Below are 14383 nucleotides of genomic sequence, written 5' to 3' on the forward strand. Positions count from 1 at the left end.
CGCGAACCCTCGGTTCGCGGGCGCTTTGCGTCGCACCACTGAGGCTGTGCCCGCGTGTCAGCTAACCTCACATCACTGGTACCTAATCCTGTACCAGAGTGGTACTGTAAATGTATGACTACCGCGCTGACCGCCACCGATGCCCGAAAAAGCCTGTTTCCCCTGATCGAGCAGGTCAACCGGGACCACACCGCCATCGAGATCGTGTCGAAGAAGGGCAACGCCGTTCTGCTGTCCAAGGAGGACTACGACGCCATGGTGGAAACCGCCTATCTACTGTCGAGCCCGGCCAACGCTGCTCGACTATTGCGCAGCCTCGAAGCGACCCGCCGCGGTGAGTACACCGAGCGGGCGTTGGTCGAGTGAAGATCACGTTCACCGAAGACGGCTGGGATGACTACACCCACTGGACGATGACCGACCGGCGGATGGTGAAGCGGATCAACGAGTTGATTCGCGACATCACCCGCGACCCGTACGACGGCGTCGGAAAACCGGAACGGCTCAAACATCTCGCCGACAATGCCTGGTCGCGACGCATCAATCAGGAACATCGCCTGATCTACGTCATCATCGGCGACACTGTTGTCGTCCAACAGGCGCGATTCCACTACTGAGAGGGTATGGGTGGCCGTGGACTCCAGGTAGAACCACGCGTCAGTCGTCGCCCGCCGCGCGGCCGGACAGGAGGTTAGTGGTGAAGCGGGTTATGTCCTCGGCGATCGTCGGATGAGCCTTGGTGTTGGGGATTTCGGTCTGCACGGTGGACAGCGTTGTGGGTCGGATGTTCGGCTGACGCGGGCTCGAGAATGTGGGTCGACGGGTAGCCGTCGACCACCCGATTCCATCCGTTCGCCGTTCGAGCGAGAACGATCTTGTCTTGCACCCCGGCCAACGAGGTCTTTCCGCCGGTCGGCTTGTTTCCGAGGGGATTGGCCTGCACATTCGTGAGCAGGCGAGCGACGCCGGTTGTGGTCAGCGGCTCGAGGGCGGGGGATCTGGGTTCGCCGGGAACGTCCGGGTCCCAGATCTGCACGGCCCCGGCGACATCCCGGCCGTACTGTCGGAGTAACCCGACGGTGTCGCGCTCGGTGCACCCCGCCTCGTCGGCCATCCGGACGAGCATCCGTCCCTCGGGAAGCAGCTCTCGGAAGAAGTTCTGCCGCTTTACCTTGCGGGACCGGTTCGCTATCGCGGCGAGGGGAATCGCTACCGACAGAATGGTGCTATCGATTCCGAACTTTTCGATGGCGTTCGGGGCGGTGACGAAATCGTAGTCACGCCACGAGCCGGTGATGGTGCCGATGTGGGTTTCGTACAGCTCCACGACCAGGTCAGCCACGATTTTCCTTCGGGTCGATGGTTGCGGTCAGCTCCATACCGGTCTCCCGCATCATCGCGAACAGGCGGTCGGTGTAGATCGAGGGCTTACCGGCCTCGATCTCCCAGATGTAGCGCTGCGTCGTGCCGAGCCGTTCGGCTAGCTCACGTTGACTCAGTCCGCTCAGTAACCGTGCCTGCTGAAGAATCCTGCCCAGCGATTCGGCACTGGTGACCTTCCCGGAATACGCCACGACACCTCCTACTGACTACGATTTAGTAGTCAAAATACTTGACTACCTTTTTGTAGTCAAGGGGTGTGACTACGATATGCACATCAAACTCTGAGCGTGGCCAGGCCGTAGTGTCTGGGTAGATCGCCCACTGTGTGGGTGTCTGTGCGTTCCAGGTAGAAGCGTGCGATGTGAGGTTTGCGGGTTGTGTGCGTTTGACGTGAACCGCGCGGGAGCTCAACGGGTTTCAGATGGTTCGGTAACGACGTGGCTGATCTTCCCTGCAGCACATAGACTTTCCGTGTCGAGGTGTACGGGAGATCCGAGGGGGAGCTGTGCCGTTGCCGCCGGGAACGTTGGCGAGCCTGCGTCGCGCCGCGGAGCGCGGAGACGGTACCGCCATGCACAACCTCGCCCACTTCTACCACGACCACAGTGATTACGAGGCCGCCGAGTACTGGTTTCGCCAGGCCGCGGCCGCCGGGCACACGCGTTCGATGAACAATCTCGCGGTGCTGCTCGATCAGTTCGGTGCGCTCGACGAGGCCGAGTCCTGGTATCGGCGCGCGGCCGCCGGGGGAAACCGCAACGCCATGTTCAATCTGGCCACGATGCTCTTCCAGTGTGGTGACCGCGCCGAAGCCGAGACCTGGTACCACCACGCCGCGATGGCCGGCCACGTCGACGCGATGTACAACCTGGCCCGCTTGCTCGAGGACCACGACCGGCTCGACGCCGCCGAAGCCTGGTACGACGAGGCCGCCGCCCAAGGCGATATCGACGCCGTCAACAATCTCGGGCTGCTGTTGCGTCGCCGCGGCGCGCTCACCGAGGCCCGTCGCTGCTTTCGCCGCGCCGCCGATCTCGGCCACCCCCGTGCCATGTCGAACCTGGCCGACCTACTGGAATCCCAAGGCGCACACCGCGAGGCCGAAACCTGGTACCGCCGCGCCGCCGGCTGACCGAACTGTCCTTCTCCGTATCGAACCGGGGTGATGCGTGCGCGCACTCCGGCGGTGCGTTTCGCGCTGTGCGACCCGATGCGAAGATTGGCGAGTTCTGCGAAGTGGATATTTTCGAAGTTCGCCCGGTGGTCGCTGAGATTTGGAAATGGGGCTTGATCTCGGTGGACGGGAAGACCTAGCGAATCGACCGGCAGGTTACTGAAAAGTATTGATACCGAGCGGTTTTCCAGCAACCGCCAGCAAACATTTTGGCGGTAGTAATTTTCCCGCGTTCGAGATGCGGGGATTAGCGGGTGGGTATAACGTCTCGTTTCGATAAACACTCGATGACGGCCCGGGGGGCGCGGTGAATTCTCTCGACGGCTGCCTCAAACGCATCATGGACATTCCCGGTGCGCGCAGCGTGACACTGGTGGACGGCGCCAGCGGCTTGGCGGTGGCGGCCGCGGGCGGGCACGACCAGGTCGACGAACACGAGGACGCTGCCGGAACGACCGATGTGGTGCGCGCGGTGCTCGGCTGCACCGCGCTGGCCGGGGCGCGACCCGACGACGACGTAACCGAGCTGGTTGTGTGCCGTACCAACGGCTTTCACCTACTGCATCTGATCGACGGCGACTTCGACGGCCGCCTGTTCGTGCACGTCGCCTTCGACGGTGATGCGGCCAATCTCGGCCTGGCGCGCTATCAGCTCCGGTCGGCTCTCGAAGAATTGGCGGGCCGATGAGCGCCGCGCTCGCCGAAGAACTGCATCGGCTCGAGGCCCAGGGCTCCACCGGCGTGCTGCGCGTGGGCGACGGAGAATTCCATCTGGCGCGCGGCGCGATCGCCTCGGCAGGCTGTCGGCGCACCATCGGATTGGACCGGCTGGCCGTGGAAGCCGGTGTCGCCACCGCCGAAGATTGGCACCGCGCGGGTGCGGGGGAGCCGGGTGCGCTGCTGCATCGGCCACGGTTGGAAGCCCTCGCCCGGCTTTCGGTATTCGACGCCGCCTTCTTCCTGCTGGAAACATCGGACGAGCCGGAATTCCTGCCCACCGAGGAGCATTGGCTGGCGCCGGTGTGCCGGGTGGCGCCCCGTGCGCTGGTGCGCGAATGTGCCCGCCGCAGCCGACCCGGCGACAGCCCGTGGTCGGCCGACATGGTGGCCACGACGCCGGTGGCCCCCGCGCGCCGGGCCCCACGCAAACGGGTGGTGCTCACCGCGGGCCAAGCCGAAGTCCTCGCCGCCGCCGACGCCGAGCGCAGCATCGCCGAGATCGCCCGCGACCTGGGCCGCACCACCTACGGTTGCCTCGTCGCCGTCCGCGACCTCACCGCCGCGAACCTGATCGAACCGCCGGCTCCGAGGCGCCGCCCCGCGACCGGTGAGTCGGTCGAAGCGCCCACACCAGGTCGGCACCTCAGGGCGGCCGAAGCACTCACGCCCGGTGGTGATCTCGCGCCCGCCGAGACACCCCGTCGAGGCCCCGCTCCCGCCGAGGCGCCGGTACCGGGGCGCGTCGCCGCTCCCGCCGAAGCGCCGGTACCGGGGTGCGATCTCGCTCCCGCCGAGGCGGCAGCATCAGGACGCCACCAGGCGACGTCCGAGGCGCCCACACCTGACCACTACTCGGCGCAGGCACCGATCACCGGTCGCCACTTCGCGCCGACGCCCACCGGGTCCTTGCCCGCCCTTCCGCGCCGTGTCCCCTCCGGCGCGGGCCCGACAGCATCCGGCAGGCATGCCCGGAAGGAGACCGTGCGCGCCGAGACCTATGAGAGCTCGGTGACCCAAACGGGTCACGAGCCGCCGCGCTGGCAGCAAGTCGACCGCGAGGTCCTGGTCCGGCTCCGGGACGCCTTGGTGGAGCTGTCGTGAAGCTACTCGGGGATTGGAGGGGAAGGTTGACCAAGATGCCGCTGCCCGAACGGAAGCCGGTTGCCCCGGCTGCAGGAGACGCGCCCGGGCCGGTCAACGGCCCCGCACCTGTGCGCGGCAACCCCGCTGTCCAGGCCGAGCTGAAGTCGTTGCGCGACCGGGTGCCCCACCTCACCGGCGCGGTGGTGGCCTCCAGCGACGGCATGCTCATCGAACACGACCTGCCCGCCCACATCGAGCCGGCCGGGATGGCGGCGCTGGCCGCCGCACAGCTGTCGCTGTCGTATCGGCTGGCGGCCACCGCGCACGGCGGTGGGTTCAACGAGGTCGTGGTGCACGGCACCGAGGGGCAGGTGGTGATCTACGCCGCCGGTTTCACCGCGCTGACCGTGCTCGCGGGCCCGGAAGTGAACGTCGGCCGCCTCCATCTGGAGTCGCGGCCGGTAGCTCGCGCCATCGCCGAACAGCTGGCGGCGGCGCAATCGCCTGGGATCGACCAGGCGCGGATTGATTGACGAAAGGCACGAAATGTCGAATATGGATCTGGCGCTCAAGGACATGATGGTGATCGAGGGCGCGATCGGCGCCGCGGTCGTCGACTACAGCAGCGGCATGGCGCTCGGAATGCTCAGCAGCACCAAGTCTTTGGATCTGCAGGTCGCCGCGGCCGGCAACACCGAGGTGGTGCGGGCCAAACTGCGCACCATCGAACAGCTCGGTCTCAACGAGGAGATCGAGGACATGCTGATCACCCTGTCGAGCCAGTACCACGTGATCCGTCCGATGACCGGCCGCAAGTCCAAGGGGCTGTTTCTCTACCTCGCCCTCGATCGCAACCGGGCCAACCTCGCGATGGCGCGTCACCGCCTGCGTGGCATCGAAGAAGACCTCGACGTGTAGTTCCGCGGGGCGACGACGGCGTTCCGTGCGGCGCCGTCCAGCCCGGCCCCGATGCTGCGACCGGGTGAGATGAACTCCGACACAACAGCTTTGCCCGCGCTGTTCACTTGAAATTCGGCCGGGTGGGGTGCTGCTACCGAGGTGGACGGGTTGTTACGCGCGATTCATCGTTGCCGGGGTATCGGGACTGTCGGAAATCGGACATGTTGTCCCGACTCGTGTGGCATCGGCGCACCGGTGCGCCTATTGTGATCCCCGGCGAGGTCGGTGGTAATCACAAATGTATCGGGGTTTGCTCTGGCCTTCGGCAGAGCAAAGGTGGAACTGGAGCGGTATGCAGTTGAAGAAAGTTGTCGCGGCCCTGGGAGCGTCCGCGGCGATGATGTCCGGAATGTTGGTCGGCAGCGGAAGTGCGAGCGCGGCACCCGGCTGCCCCGATCTGTACGTAGTGGCCATCCCGGGTACCTGGGAAACCGGCCACGACAAGGAACCTGGGCCCGGCATGCTGTCCGGTGTCACCAATGGTCTACCCGGCAACACCGACGTCGACTACGTCACCTATGCCGCCACCGCGTTTCCGTGGGAAGGCGATGTGTACGGCGCTTCCAAGAAGCAAGCCGTGAACTCCGCGCGTGGGCTGATCACCGCGAAGCTGGCCGCCTGCGGCAACACCGAGGTCGCGCTCGTGGGTTACAGCCAGGGCGCCGACGCCGCAGGTGATCTCGCGGCCGAGATCGGCACCGGCATCAGCCGCATCCCACAGGACCGGGTGGCCGCAGTGGGCCTGATCTCGGATCCGCGCCGGTCACCGACCGACATCCAGATCGGACCGCACGCCCCCGGCGCGGGTGCCGGCGGTCCGCGTCCCGGTGGCTTCGGGTGGCTCAACGACCGCACCCGGACGATCTGCGCGGTCGAGGACCTGTACTGCGCCACCGCCACCGACGATTTCGTCACCCGCTTCGCCGGTTTCCTGGCCCAGAGCTCGGACGCCAATCCGGCCAACCTGTGGCGCTACCAGCTCGAGGCGGGCGCGATCATGAACGATCTGATGGCGCACGGCGGCGTCCCGACCCTGCAGGCGCAGCTCTCGGACTCCGCGAATCAGAAGCGGGCCAAGGACTTGGAGGAGTTCTACAAGTCCCAGGCGCACACCCTGTACGGCAGTTACTCGGTGGGTGGTGGCCACACCGCCATCACCTGGATGCACAACTGGATCGCCAGGGCCGTCTGATCAGGTGAGTGGGGCCCGGTGTCGCGATGGCGGCACCGGGCCCTTTCACTGTGCCGGGGCAGCGCCGGTCAGGTTGCGGGGGAGCAGGTCCCAGACGTGACCGTTCTCGTTGATCGTGGCCGCGGTGCGGGAACCACTGCGGGAGTAGAGCACCCGGGTGATCGAGCAGTAGTCGATCGGGAAGGTCAGTGGGCGGGTCAGGCCGAGGATGTCGGCGAGCAGCACATTGATGACGCCACCGTGGGCGAAGGCGACCACCGTTTCGGTGGGCGGGGTGACGGCCACCAGGGCGTCGACGGCGCCGAGCACCCGCGCGGTGAAGGCGGGACCGTCGATCTGCTCGGGTAGCAGGCCCGCTTTGATGCGGGTGTAGGCGTCGGCGAATTCGGTCTTCGCGTCTTCGATGGGGATGTAGGCGGGCAGGTCGCGGTCGTACTCGGCCAGATCTTCGATCACCTCGACCGGCAGTTCGCGCGCGGTCGCGGTGGGTGCGGCGGTGTCGCGGGCGCGGCGCTGCGGACTGGTGACCACGCGGGTGATCGCGTGCGCGGCCAGCGCCGCCGGCACACGTTCGGCTTGGCGGCGTCCGATCTCGGTGAGACCGGGATCGGCGGCCACGGTGGTACCGACGACACGTTCGGGCTGGGCGTGACGCACGAGAATCAACTGCACGACCACCACTGTGCCGTATTCCGGTCGCCGGTGGCGCTCACGGCTCCGGGTCGATCTCCTCGCGGCCGGTGACATCGGCGGTGTCGATGATGACGATCTCGCGTTCCGCGTCGAGCAGCACCTTCAGATATCCGGGCGGATTCTCCAGCACATACCCCTTCACCAGCCCGTGCTCGGTGTGGATGTGTTCGAGCGCCACCCACGGCACCTGCACGGTCGCGGCGAGGATCAGGGCGGCGAGGGTGACGATGAGCGCGGAACTGGTGACGAACCAGTGCGCGAACCGCGAACCCTCAGGATCCTTCTTGCCTGCCCGCAACAGCAGATACAGCGCCGCCCCCACCACGGCGGCGACCCCGAGCACCCACCACAGCCGGAACGTCCACAGCAGGGAAACGGTGAACAGCAGCACTACGATCAGCCAGGCCAGGTTACCCGCGTTGGTCCAGCGCGGGCGGCCGAGCCGGATCTGGTGGATCAGCGCCTCGGGCAGCAGCACGGCCAGCGCGATCCCGCCGAGTACGGGACTGGCCATCAGCGTGCCGATCACCATGGCGGCCACGTCGTCGATGCCGAGCGCGCCCGCCACCGAGAACGCGGCGTTCCAGTTGTAGTCGGTGACCGCGAACAGGCGCAGCAGCAGGAACAACCCGGCGACACCGGTCGCGGACAGGCCCTTGGCGACCAGGTGCTGATCCGAGGACTCGCGGGATTGCCTCGTCATCGGGCGAGGATATCGCCGCGAGGCCGGCGATCAGGTCAGGGCTTGCCGAACGGCGGCTGACCACCATAGGGCGGCTGACCACCGTGCGGGGGCTGACCACCTTCGCCGGGGCCACCGTAAGGCGGCTGACCACCCTGGCCGGGCCCGCCGTAGGGCGGCTGACCGTAAGGCGGCTGGGCCGGCGGCTGGTCGTCCTTCTTCTTGTTCTTGAGCAGGTAGACCACACCGACGATGAGCACCACGATCACCAGGCAGCACAGGCCGCCGATGATCAGCAGGCCGCCGCCGCGCTTCTTCTTCTTGGCGGCCAGCTCGGTCACGGTGCCCGCCGTGTCCGAGCCCGCGAGTGTGTCGAGGCTGCTGGTGACCACGTGTGGGTCGACGAGGGCGGCGGTGCTGAGCAGGTCCAGATACATGTGTTCCCATCCCGAGGTGTCGTGTCCGGCATCCTCCCGGTGCCGGACTCTGAGAGTAACGCTGCCGGTGCGGGTTTCGGTACGTCTGCGGTTCCCGAGGCCCGGCACGCGGGAAGCAGTACCCACAATCAGCGTGGTTTCACCAAGGGGAACGGCAGGGTCTCGCGGATGCTGCGCCCGGTGATCGTCATCACCACCCGGTCCACGCCGATCCCCAGCCCACCGGTGGGTGGCATGGCGTGCTCGAGCGCCTGCAGGAATTCCTCGTCGAGTTCCATTGCCTCGGGGTCGCCACCGGCGGCCAGCATCGACTGTTCGGTGAGCCGGCGCCGCTGTTCGACGGGGTCGGTGAGTTCGCTGTAGGCGGTGCCCAGTTCCACGCCCCAGGCGACCAGATCCCAGCGCTCGGTCACGCCGTCGATGCTGCGGTGCGCACGGGTCAGCGGCGACACCGAAGTGGGGAAGTCCAGGTAGAAGGTGGGTTCGGTGGTCTGCGCTTCGACCAGGTGCTCATACATCTCCAGCACCACCTGGCCGGCGTCCCACCCGTGCTGATAGGTCACGCCGGCTTCGTCGCACAGTTGCCGCAGCCGGGTGAGGTCGGTGCGGGCGGTGACCTCGGTGCCGATCGCTTCGGACACCGCCCCGTGCACCGTTTTCACCCGCCACTCACCGGAGATGTCGACGGTGTCGAAACCGCCGTCGCCGTCGGGACGCAACGCCACCTCGGCGCCGTTGGCCGCCAGCGCCGCGTCCTGGATGAGCCGCCGGCACAGCTGCATCATCCGCAGGTAGTCGCTGTGCGCCTCGTAGGCCTCGAGGATGGTGAACTCGGGGTTGTGGCTGAAGTCGACACCCTCGTTGCGGAAGGTGCGCCCCACCTCGAACACCTTCTCCATACCACCCACGCAGAGGCGTTTGAGGTACAGCTCGGGGGCGATGCGCAGGTACAGGTCCAGGTCGTAGGCGTTGATGTGGGTGCGGAACGGGGTCGCGTTGGCGCCACCGTGTACCTGCTGCAGGATCGGGGTCTCGACCTCGAGGAAACCCCAGTTGTGCAGCGAGTCACGCAGGGAATGCAGCACGGCGCTGCGCTTGGCCATCAGTTCGCGGGTCTGCGGGTTGATCGCCATGTCCACATAGCGCTGCCGGACCTTGGCCTCGGAATCGGTGAGGCCGCGCCACTTGTCGGGCAGCGGGTGCAGGCATTTGCCGTTCATCCGCCAGTCCTGGGCCAGCAGCGACAGTTCCCCGCTGCGGCTGGCCCCGATCCGCCCGCTCACCTCGATGAGATCGCCCAGGTCGAAATGTTCGCCGAATTCGGCGCAGCGGTCCGCGCCCACCCGTTCGCGGTCGATGACCAGCTGGATCTCGTCGGTCCAGTCCCGCACCGCCACGAATATCACCCCGCCGTAGTCGCGGATGCGCAGCACCCGGCCGGCCACCCGCACGGTGGTGCCCTTCGGGCAGCGGCGGGCCGCGGTGATGGTGTGGGTGGGTGGATAGGCGACCGGGTAGGCGTCCACGCCCGTCGCGGTGAGCCGGTCGAGTTTGGTCATGCGCACCCGCACCTGTTCGGGGCGGCGCGGCCGATGGGGCGCTTCGGGGTCGTCGGCCGGTTCGGGTGCGCTGCCGTCGCTGTGCAGGCCGTTGATCGTGGCGGGCACCGACGGGGTGGTCCCGGTGTGTTCGCCGGCATCGGGCTGCTTGCTCAGGCGCGGCAGGAACCCCTCGGCCAGGCCGCTGGCCATCGCCACCCGCGGCAACTGCCTGCGGTCCTCGAACAGGAAGAATCGCGGCACCCAGCGCGGGTGGTACTTCACATTGGACCGGTACAGCGCTTCGAGCTGCCACCAGCGCGAAAAGAACAGCAGCACGCCGCGCCAGGCGCGCAGCACCGGCCCGGCGCCGATCCGCCCACCCTCCTCGAACACCGAGCGGAACACCGCGAAGTTCAACGAGATCCGGGTGATGCCGTACTGGTCGGCGTTCAGCGCCAGCTGCGAGATCATCAGCTCCATCACGCCGTTGGGGCCGTGCGGGTCGCGCCGCATCAGCTCCAGCGACACTCCGGTGCGTCCCCACGGGACGAACGAGAGCATGCCGTGCACCCGGTCGTCGTGATCGACGGCCTCCACCAACAGACAGTCGCCGTCGAGCGGGTCGCCGAGGCGGCCCAGCGCCATCGAGAAGCCGCGCTCGGTCTCGGTGTCGCGCCAGGCGTCGGCGCGGGCGATCACCTCGTCGAATTCGGTGGCGGGGATGTCGCCGGCGCGGCGCACCCGCACCTCGATGCCGTGCTTGCGCAACCGGTTCGCGGCGTGGCGCACCGGCTTCATCTCCGGCCCGGCCAGCGAGAACGCGCGGGTGTCGAGGATCGCCTCGTCACCCAGGCGCAGCGCCGAGAGCCCGGCCCGCCGGTAGGCGGTGGCACCCAGTTCGCTCGCGCCCATCACCGCAGGCGCCCAGCCGAAGCGGTCGGCCAGCTCGAGCCAGGCCCGGATCGCCTGCGGCCACGCCTGTTTCGGCCCGATCGGGTCGCCGCCGGCCAGGCACACACCCAGCTCCACCCGGTAGGTGATGGCGGCCTTGCCGTTCGGGGCGAACACCACCGCCTTGTCGCGGCGGGTGGCGAAGTAGCCGAGCGAATCCTCCACGTCGCTGCTCGCGAGCAGGCCACGGATAGCGGATTCGTCGAGTCCGGTCATCGCGTTGTCGGCGCGCTGGGAGCGCAGTAGCACCAGCACCGCGGCCAGCAGGGCGATCGCGCCCAGCACGCCGAGCAGGAAGTTCACCCAGGAGGGCGGGCGGCCGTCGAAGTACTCGTTGTCCAGCAGCACTGCCGCGGTCACGCGGAACACCGCCCACAGCGGCCGTTGCGCGCCCGCGGGCAGCGAACCGGGAACCAGCTCGACCAGCCCCCAACCGAGTAGCGAACCCAGGCCGACCCCGGCGACCAGCACCCCGAGCGCCTTCCACAGCGCACCGGGCCGCACCCGTGTGTAGAACTCCTTGCGGGCCGCGATCAAGATCGCCAGCACGCCCAGATGCACCACGAGGGCCGCCAGCGCGTGCACATCGCCGTCGGCGGCGTAGTCGAAGACGTTCGCCAGCGCGTAGAACACCAGATACCCGAGCAGCAGCCACCAGGCCACCCGTTTGCGGCTCGCGACGGCACCGGCGAGCAGGCCGACCACCAGCGCCCACACCAGGCTGGTGTCGGGCGCGTCGAAGTAATAGGTGTCCACATAATGGCGCGGTGCGCGAGTGAGATGACGCAGACCCGGCGACAGACTCCACAGCGCGCACAGCACCGCGAACCCGGCGAGCACCACGGCGGTGACATGCGGCACCTGCGACAACCGGCCGTGCGCGCGATGCGGGACGGGGGTCGGCGCGACCAGGCGTGGTGTCTCGGTGCTGCGGTGTCGCTCGGCCTGCGTGGGAGTCACCGAACCAGTGTGCGTGCAGCGCAGCCATGCGAGCAGCGCTCGACACGGCGTGTTCGTCACCGCCGGGCCGGTTGTGACCGCATTTTCGCGACAGAGTAAGTATTAGTCCATGCCGGAACCAGTGGATGTGCCGATCGATGACGACGTCATCCGCCTCGGTCAGTTTCTGAAACTGGCCAACCTGATCGATTCGGGTTCGGAGGCCAAGACGGTGATCGCCCAGGGGTTGGTCCGCGTCAACGACGAGGTGGAGCTGCGCCGCGGCAGGCAACTGCAGGTGGGCGACGTTGTTGTGCTGGCGGGGCACAAGGCTCGCGTCACGGGGATGTAGGGCTGTGTTTGTTTGAGCGCTGGCGCGCTCGAGGTTCGCGGCCTCCACGTCCCGACGATCAGGCGCCGTTGCTTGCTCCTTCGTCGCGTACGCAACGGCGCCTGATCGTCGGGACGGCCGCGAACCGCCGCTTCGCGGCGGCCCCTCCTCGAGGTCGGGGCGGGCGGGGCTGGTTTTTCGACGGAGGCCCGCATCGCAGTGTCCGGTCTGACTGCGAACGACGTGGGTGGGGTGGTGTTTGTGAACCGGGGTTGTGCGGCGACCCGACTCAGGGGCGGGTCGGGCGGGTTGGTTCGGGGGGCGCCGGTGGGGCGACCACTCAATCCTCGGCGCGCACCACTACGCCGTCGTGGTCGCTGTAGAGCATTTCGCCGGGGACGAAGGTGACTCCGCCGAACTCCACGGGCACATCTTTTTCGCCGCTGCCGGTCTGGGTGCTCTTGCGCGGGTTGGTGCCCAGCGCCTTCACCCCGATCTCGAGGGTGCGCAGGATCGCCGAGTCCCGCACCGCGCCGTTGACGATCACGCCGGCCCAGCCGTTGTCCACGCCGCGGCCGGCGATGATGTCGCCCACCAGCGCGGTGTGCACGCTCGCGCCGCCGTCGACGACGAGCACCTTGCCCTCGCCCGGCTCGCTCAGGGTCTGCTTGACCAGCAGGTTGTCCTGGAAGCAGCGGATCGTGGTGATCCGTCCGGCGAAGGTTTCGCGAGCACCGAACTGGATGAACTGAGTATCGCAGCTGCGGATTTCGGGGCCGATCTCGTCGGCCAGATCGGCGGTGGCCACAACATTCGCTGATTCGGTCATGGTGCTGATTGTGTCAGGTGCTCTGGCGGTGGGCCTTTTCGATCTCGCGGACCAGCGCCTCGGCGGTGTGCTTCACCGCGATCTTGACGAACGGTTCGATGGTCTTGCCGAGCATCTTGCCCGCCATGCCACCGGGTACGAAGTAGTCGATCACCGCGTCGACGGTGCACTTTTCCGCGCCCTTGGCCTGGAACAGGAATGTCGACACGATTTCGAAGCCCTTGATCGACTTGGTGCCGATTACCGCGCCCTCTTCCCAGCGCACCACCTCGATCCGGGAGGTGAGCGAAGCCGGGCCCAGCTTCATCTTCCCGTCGAACTTCGCGCCCACACCGTCGGTCTGCTCGGTGACGGGGGTGAAGGATTCGATGCCGTACATGAACTTCGGCAGATTGCGGTAGTCGTTGACGAACGCGAACGCCGTGTCCGCCGACGCGGCGCAGTCTTCGACAATCCTCACTTCGGTCATAGCGGCCACTGTAATCGGTTCTTACGTTGTCCAACGTGAACCACGTCGGGCTACGCGGTGACAGCCAGGGTGGCGGCCAGCCCGAAGGCCACCGCCATCACCGTCACCTCGACGGCCGCGTTGCGCAGCGAAACCCGGGCGGTGACCCGATGATCGCCCGCGCGTGGCACCCAGCCGCGCCGCCACCACCAGCCCAGTGCGGCCAGCGCGCCGAGCACGGCCAGTTTGGCCAGCAGGATACGGCCGTATCCGGTGGTCACCAGCGGTGTGAGGCCGCCGATGCGCACCAGCCCGTCGATGAGTCCGGTGGCCGCCACCACCAGCACCAGCGGCGCGGCGGTACCGGAGTAGCGGGGCAGGGTGGCGGCCCAGTCGCCGCGCGAACGCAACGTGAGCGCCATCGCCAGCAGTGCCCCGCACCAGAGCGCGGCGGCGAGAGTGTGCACCGCGGCCAGCACCGAACCGAACATCTGCTGCGACATGTGCCCGGTGATCGGGCGCAGCGCCAGCGCGACCGCGGCGAACACCAGCACCAGGTCGGCCGAGGCCGCCCCGGGCCGGCGAAACGCCACCGCCGCGTAGCACGCGATCGCGCCGGTGCAGAACAGGATCGCTATCCCGATCTGACCGCCACTGAGTCTGCCCAGGAAGATCCCGAACTCGCCGGCGCCCAGTGCGGTGACCGGGACCCCGACGATCTCGGCGGCCTCGCACACCAGCAAGGTGAACTCCGTGGCCAGCCACACCCCGGCCAGCACGGCGATCGGCCGCCACGCCACGGCCAGGCGCTCGTTGAGCCGTGGCAGCGCCGCCAGCCCGAGCACGGTGGCACCCGCGCCGTCGGCGAGCACCCGCGCGCCCGCCACGGCCGGAAAACCGCCGGCGGCCCGCAGGGCCCAGGCGAGCACCACCGCCGCCAGCGCGGCCGCGACGACCGGCGCCAGGACCCGCCACTGCCGCGGCGTCGTGCCCGGTGCCCGGCGACCGGTCGTCATCGGT

General features: G+C 67.8%; 18 protein-coding genes. 9 read left to right on the plus strand and 9 right to left on the minus strand.

Features of this window, described 5'->3' with window-relative positions; genetic code table 11:
- Positions 1-114: 114 nt before the first annotated feature.
- Both ACFO5K_RS20880 and ACFO5K_RS20885 read left to right on the plus strand, forming a co-directional pair.
- Complete coding sequence (locus ACFO5K_RS20880) at positions 115-366, plus strand: type II toxin-antitoxin system Phd/YefM family antitoxin (RefSeq protein ID WP_378565496.1); 252 nt, start codon at positions 115-117, stop codon at positions 364-366.
- Complete coding sequence (locus ACFO5K_RS20885) at positions 363-617, plus strand: Txe/YoeB family addiction module toxin (RefSeq protein WP_378565499.1); 255 nt, start codon at positions 363-365, stop codon at positions 615-617. Before ACFO5K_RS20880 ends, ACFO5K_RS20885 begins: the two co-directional genes overlap by 4 nt.
- Positions 618-691: 74 nt before the next feature.
- On the opposite strand, the gene ACFO5K_RS20890 is transcribed toward ACFO5K_RS20885, so the two are convergent.
- Positions 692-1342, minus strand: a complete 651-nt coding sequence (locus ACFO5K_RS20890; protein ID WP_378565502.1) for a HipA N-terminal domain-containing protein — start codon at positions 1340-1342, stop codon at positions 692-694.
- Positions 1335-1574 (minus strand): helix-turn-helix domain-containing protein, encoded by a 240-nt coding sequence (locus tag ACFO5K_RS20895; protein ID WP_378565505.1) that lies wholly within the window; start codon positions 1572-1574, stop codon positions 1335-1337. The genes ACFO5K_RS20890 and ACFO5K_RS20895 overlap by 8 nt, the downstream gene beginning before the upstream one ends.
- A 314-nt stretch (positions 1575-1888) precedes the next feature.
- On the opposite strand from ACFO5K_RS20895, the gene ACFO5K_RS20900 reads away from it, so the two are divergent.
- The 6 genes from ACFO5K_RS20900 (at position 1889) to ACFO5K_RS20925 (ending at position 6512) form a co-directional block, all read left to right on the plus strand.
- Complete coding sequence (locus ACFO5K_RS20900; protein WP_378565508.1) at positions 1889-2515, plus strand: tetratricopeptide repeat protein; 627 nt, start codon at positions 1889-1891, stop codon at positions 2513-2515.
- 349 nt (positions 2516-2864) lie between these two features.
- Positions 2865-3245: a hypothetical protein gene (locus ACFO5K_RS20905; protein WP_378565511.1), complete on the plus strand. Its 381-nt coding sequence runs from the start codon at positions 2865-2867 to the stop codon at positions 3243-3245.
- A complete protein-coding gene (locus ACFO5K_RS20910) occupies positions 3242-4378 on the plus strand; it encodes a hypothetical protein (protein WP_378565514.1) in 1137 nt (378 codons plus the stop codon). Before ACFO5K_RS20905 ends, ACFO5K_RS20910 begins: the two co-directional genes overlap by 4 nt.
- A gap of 35 nt (positions 4379-4413) precedes the next feature.
- On the plus strand, positions 4414-4893 hold the full coding sequence (locus tag ACFO5K_RS20915) for a roadblock/LC7 domain-containing protein (RefSeq protein ID WP_378565517.1): 480 nt from the start codon (positions 4414-4416) through the stop codon (positions 4891-4893).
- Between the two features lie 13 nt (positions 4894-4906).
- Positions 4907-5278 carry a hypothetical protein gene (locus tag ACFO5K_RS20920; RefSeq protein ID WP_378565520.1) on the plus strand — a complete coding sequence of 124 codons (372 nt, stop codon included), beginning with the start codon at positions 4907-4909 and terminating at the stop codon, positions 5276-5278.
- A 334-nt stretch (positions 5279-5612) separates the two neighbouring features.
- Positions 5613-6512 carry a cutinase family protein gene (locus ACFO5K_RS20925; RefSeq protein WP_378565523.1) on the plus strand — a complete coding sequence of 300 codons (900 nt, stop codon included), beginning with the start codon at positions 5613-5615 and terminating at the stop codon, positions 6510-6512.
- A gap of 45 nt (positions 6513-6557) precedes the next feature.
- Here ACFO5K_RS20925 and ACFO5K_RS20930 read toward each other — a convergent pair whose 3' ends face one another.
- The 4 genes from ACFO5K_RS20930 to lysX form a co-directional block, all read right to left on the minus strand.
- Positions 6558-7184: a histidine phosphatase family protein gene (locus ACFO5K_RS20930; RefSeq protein ID WP_378565526.1), complete on the minus strand. Its 627-nt coding sequence runs from the start codon at positions 7182-7184 to the stop codon at positions 6558-6560.
- Between the two features lie 37 nt (positions 7185-7221).
- Positions 7222-7908 carry a hypothetical protein gene (locus ACFO5K_RS20935; protein WP_378565529.1) on the minus strand — a complete coding sequence of 229 codons (687 nt, stop codon included), beginning with the start codon at positions 7906-7908 and terminating at the stop codon, positions 7222-7224.
- Between the two features lie 35 nt (positions 7909-7943).
- Positions 7944-8324: a hypothetical protein gene (locus ACFO5K_RS20940; protein ID WP_378565532.1), complete on the minus strand. Its 381-nt coding sequence runs from the start codon at positions 8322-8324 to the stop codon at positions 7944-7946.
- A 128-nt stretch (positions 8325-8452) separates the two neighbouring features.
- Complete coding sequence (lysX, locus tag ACFO5K_RS20945; protein WP_378565535.1) at positions 8453-11776, minus strand: bifunctional lysylphosphatidylglycerol synthetase/lysine--tRNA ligase LysX; 3324 nt, start codon at positions 11774-11776, stop codon at positions 8453-8455.
- Positions 11777-11885: 109 nt separating this feature from the next.
- Here lysX and ACFO5K_RS20950 point away from each other — a divergent pair, with 109 nt between their 5' ends.
- Positions 11886-12107, plus strand: a complete 222-nt coding sequence (locus tag ACFO5K_RS20950; protein WP_378565538.1) for an RNA-binding S4 domain-containing protein — start codon at positions 11886-11888, stop codon at positions 12105-12107.
- A 319-nt stretch (positions 12108-12426) separates the two neighbouring features.
- Here ACFO5K_RS20950 and rraA read toward each other — a convergent pair whose 3' ends face one another.
- The 3 genes from rraA to ACFO5K_RS20965 are packed head-to-tail and all read right to left on the minus strand — an operon-like array spanning position 12427 to position 14379.
- A complete protein-coding gene (gene rraA, locus ACFO5K_RS20955) occupies positions 12427-12915 on the minus strand; it encodes a ribonuclease E activity regulator RraA (RefSeq protein WP_378565541.1) in 489 nt (162 codons plus the stop codon).
- A gap of 13 nt (positions 12916-12928) precedes the next feature.
- Positions 12929-13384 carry an SRPBCC family protein gene (locus ACFO5K_RS20960; protein WP_378565544.1) on the minus strand — a complete coding sequence of 152 codons (456 nt, stop codon included), beginning with the start codon at positions 13382-13384 and terminating at the stop codon, positions 12929-12931.
- Between the two features lie 50 nt (positions 13385-13434).
- Positions 13435-14379 (minus strand): CopD family protein, encoded by a 945-nt coding sequence (locus ACFO5K_RS20965; RefSeq protein WP_378565547.1) that lies wholly within the window; start codon positions 14377-14379, stop codon positions 13435-13437.
- Between the last annotated feature and the right edge of the window lie 4 nt (positions 14380-14383).

This window comes from Nocardia halotolerans, assembly GCF_042650145.1.
GTDB classification, from domain to species: domain Bacteria; phylum Actinomycetota; class Actinomycetes; order Mycobacteriales; family Mycobacteriaceae; genus Nocardia; species Nocardia halotolerans.

Bases quoted from the DNA above. Each gene is read 5' to 3' on its own strand.
- ACFO5K_RS20880 (WP_378565496.1), top strand. From the start codon at position 115: ATGACTACCGCGCTGACCGCCACCGATGCCCGAAAAAGCCTGTTTCCC.
- ACFO5K_RS20910 (WP_378565514.1), top strand. From the start codon at position 3,242: ATGAGCGCCGCGCTCGCCGAAGAACTGCATCGGCTCGAGGCCCAGGGC.
- ACFO5K_RS20915 (WP_378565517.1), top strand. From the start codon at position 4,414: ATGCCGCTGCCCGAACGGAAGCCGGTTGCCCCGGCTGCAGGAGACGCG.
- ACFO5K_RS20920 (WP_378565520.1), top strand. From the start codon at position 4,907: ATGTCGAATATGGATCTGGCGCTCAAGGACATGATGGTGATCGAGGGC.
- ACFO5K_RS20925 (WP_378565523.1), top strand. From the start codon at position 5,613: ATGCAGTTGAAGAAAGTTGTCGCGGCCCTGGGAGCGTCCGCGGCGATG.
- ACFO5K_RS20935 (WP_378565529.1), bottom strand. From the start codon at position 7,908: ATGACGAGGCAATCCCGCGAGTCCTCGGATCAGCACCTGGTCGCCAAG.
- ACFO5K_RS20940 (WP_378565532.1), bottom strand. From the start codon at position 8,324: ATGTATCTGGACCTGCTCAGCACCGCCGCCCTCGTCGACCCACACGTG.
- ACFO5K_RS20950 (WP_378565538.1), top strand. From the start codon at position 11,886: ATGCCGGAACCAGTGGATGTGCCGATCGATGACGACGTCATCCGCCTC.
- rraA (WP_378565541.1), bottom strand. From the start codon at position 12,915: ATGACCGAATCAGCGAATGTTGTGGCCACCGCCGATCTGGCCGACGAG.
- ACFO5K_RS20960 (WP_378565544.1), bottom strand. From the start codon at position 13,384: ATGACCGAAGTGAGGATTGTCGAAGACTGCGCCGCGTCGGCGGACACG.
- ACFO5K_RS20965 (WP_378565547.1), bottom strand. From the start codon at position 14,379: ATGACGACCGGTCGCCGGGCACCGGGCACGACGCCGCGGCAGTGGCGG.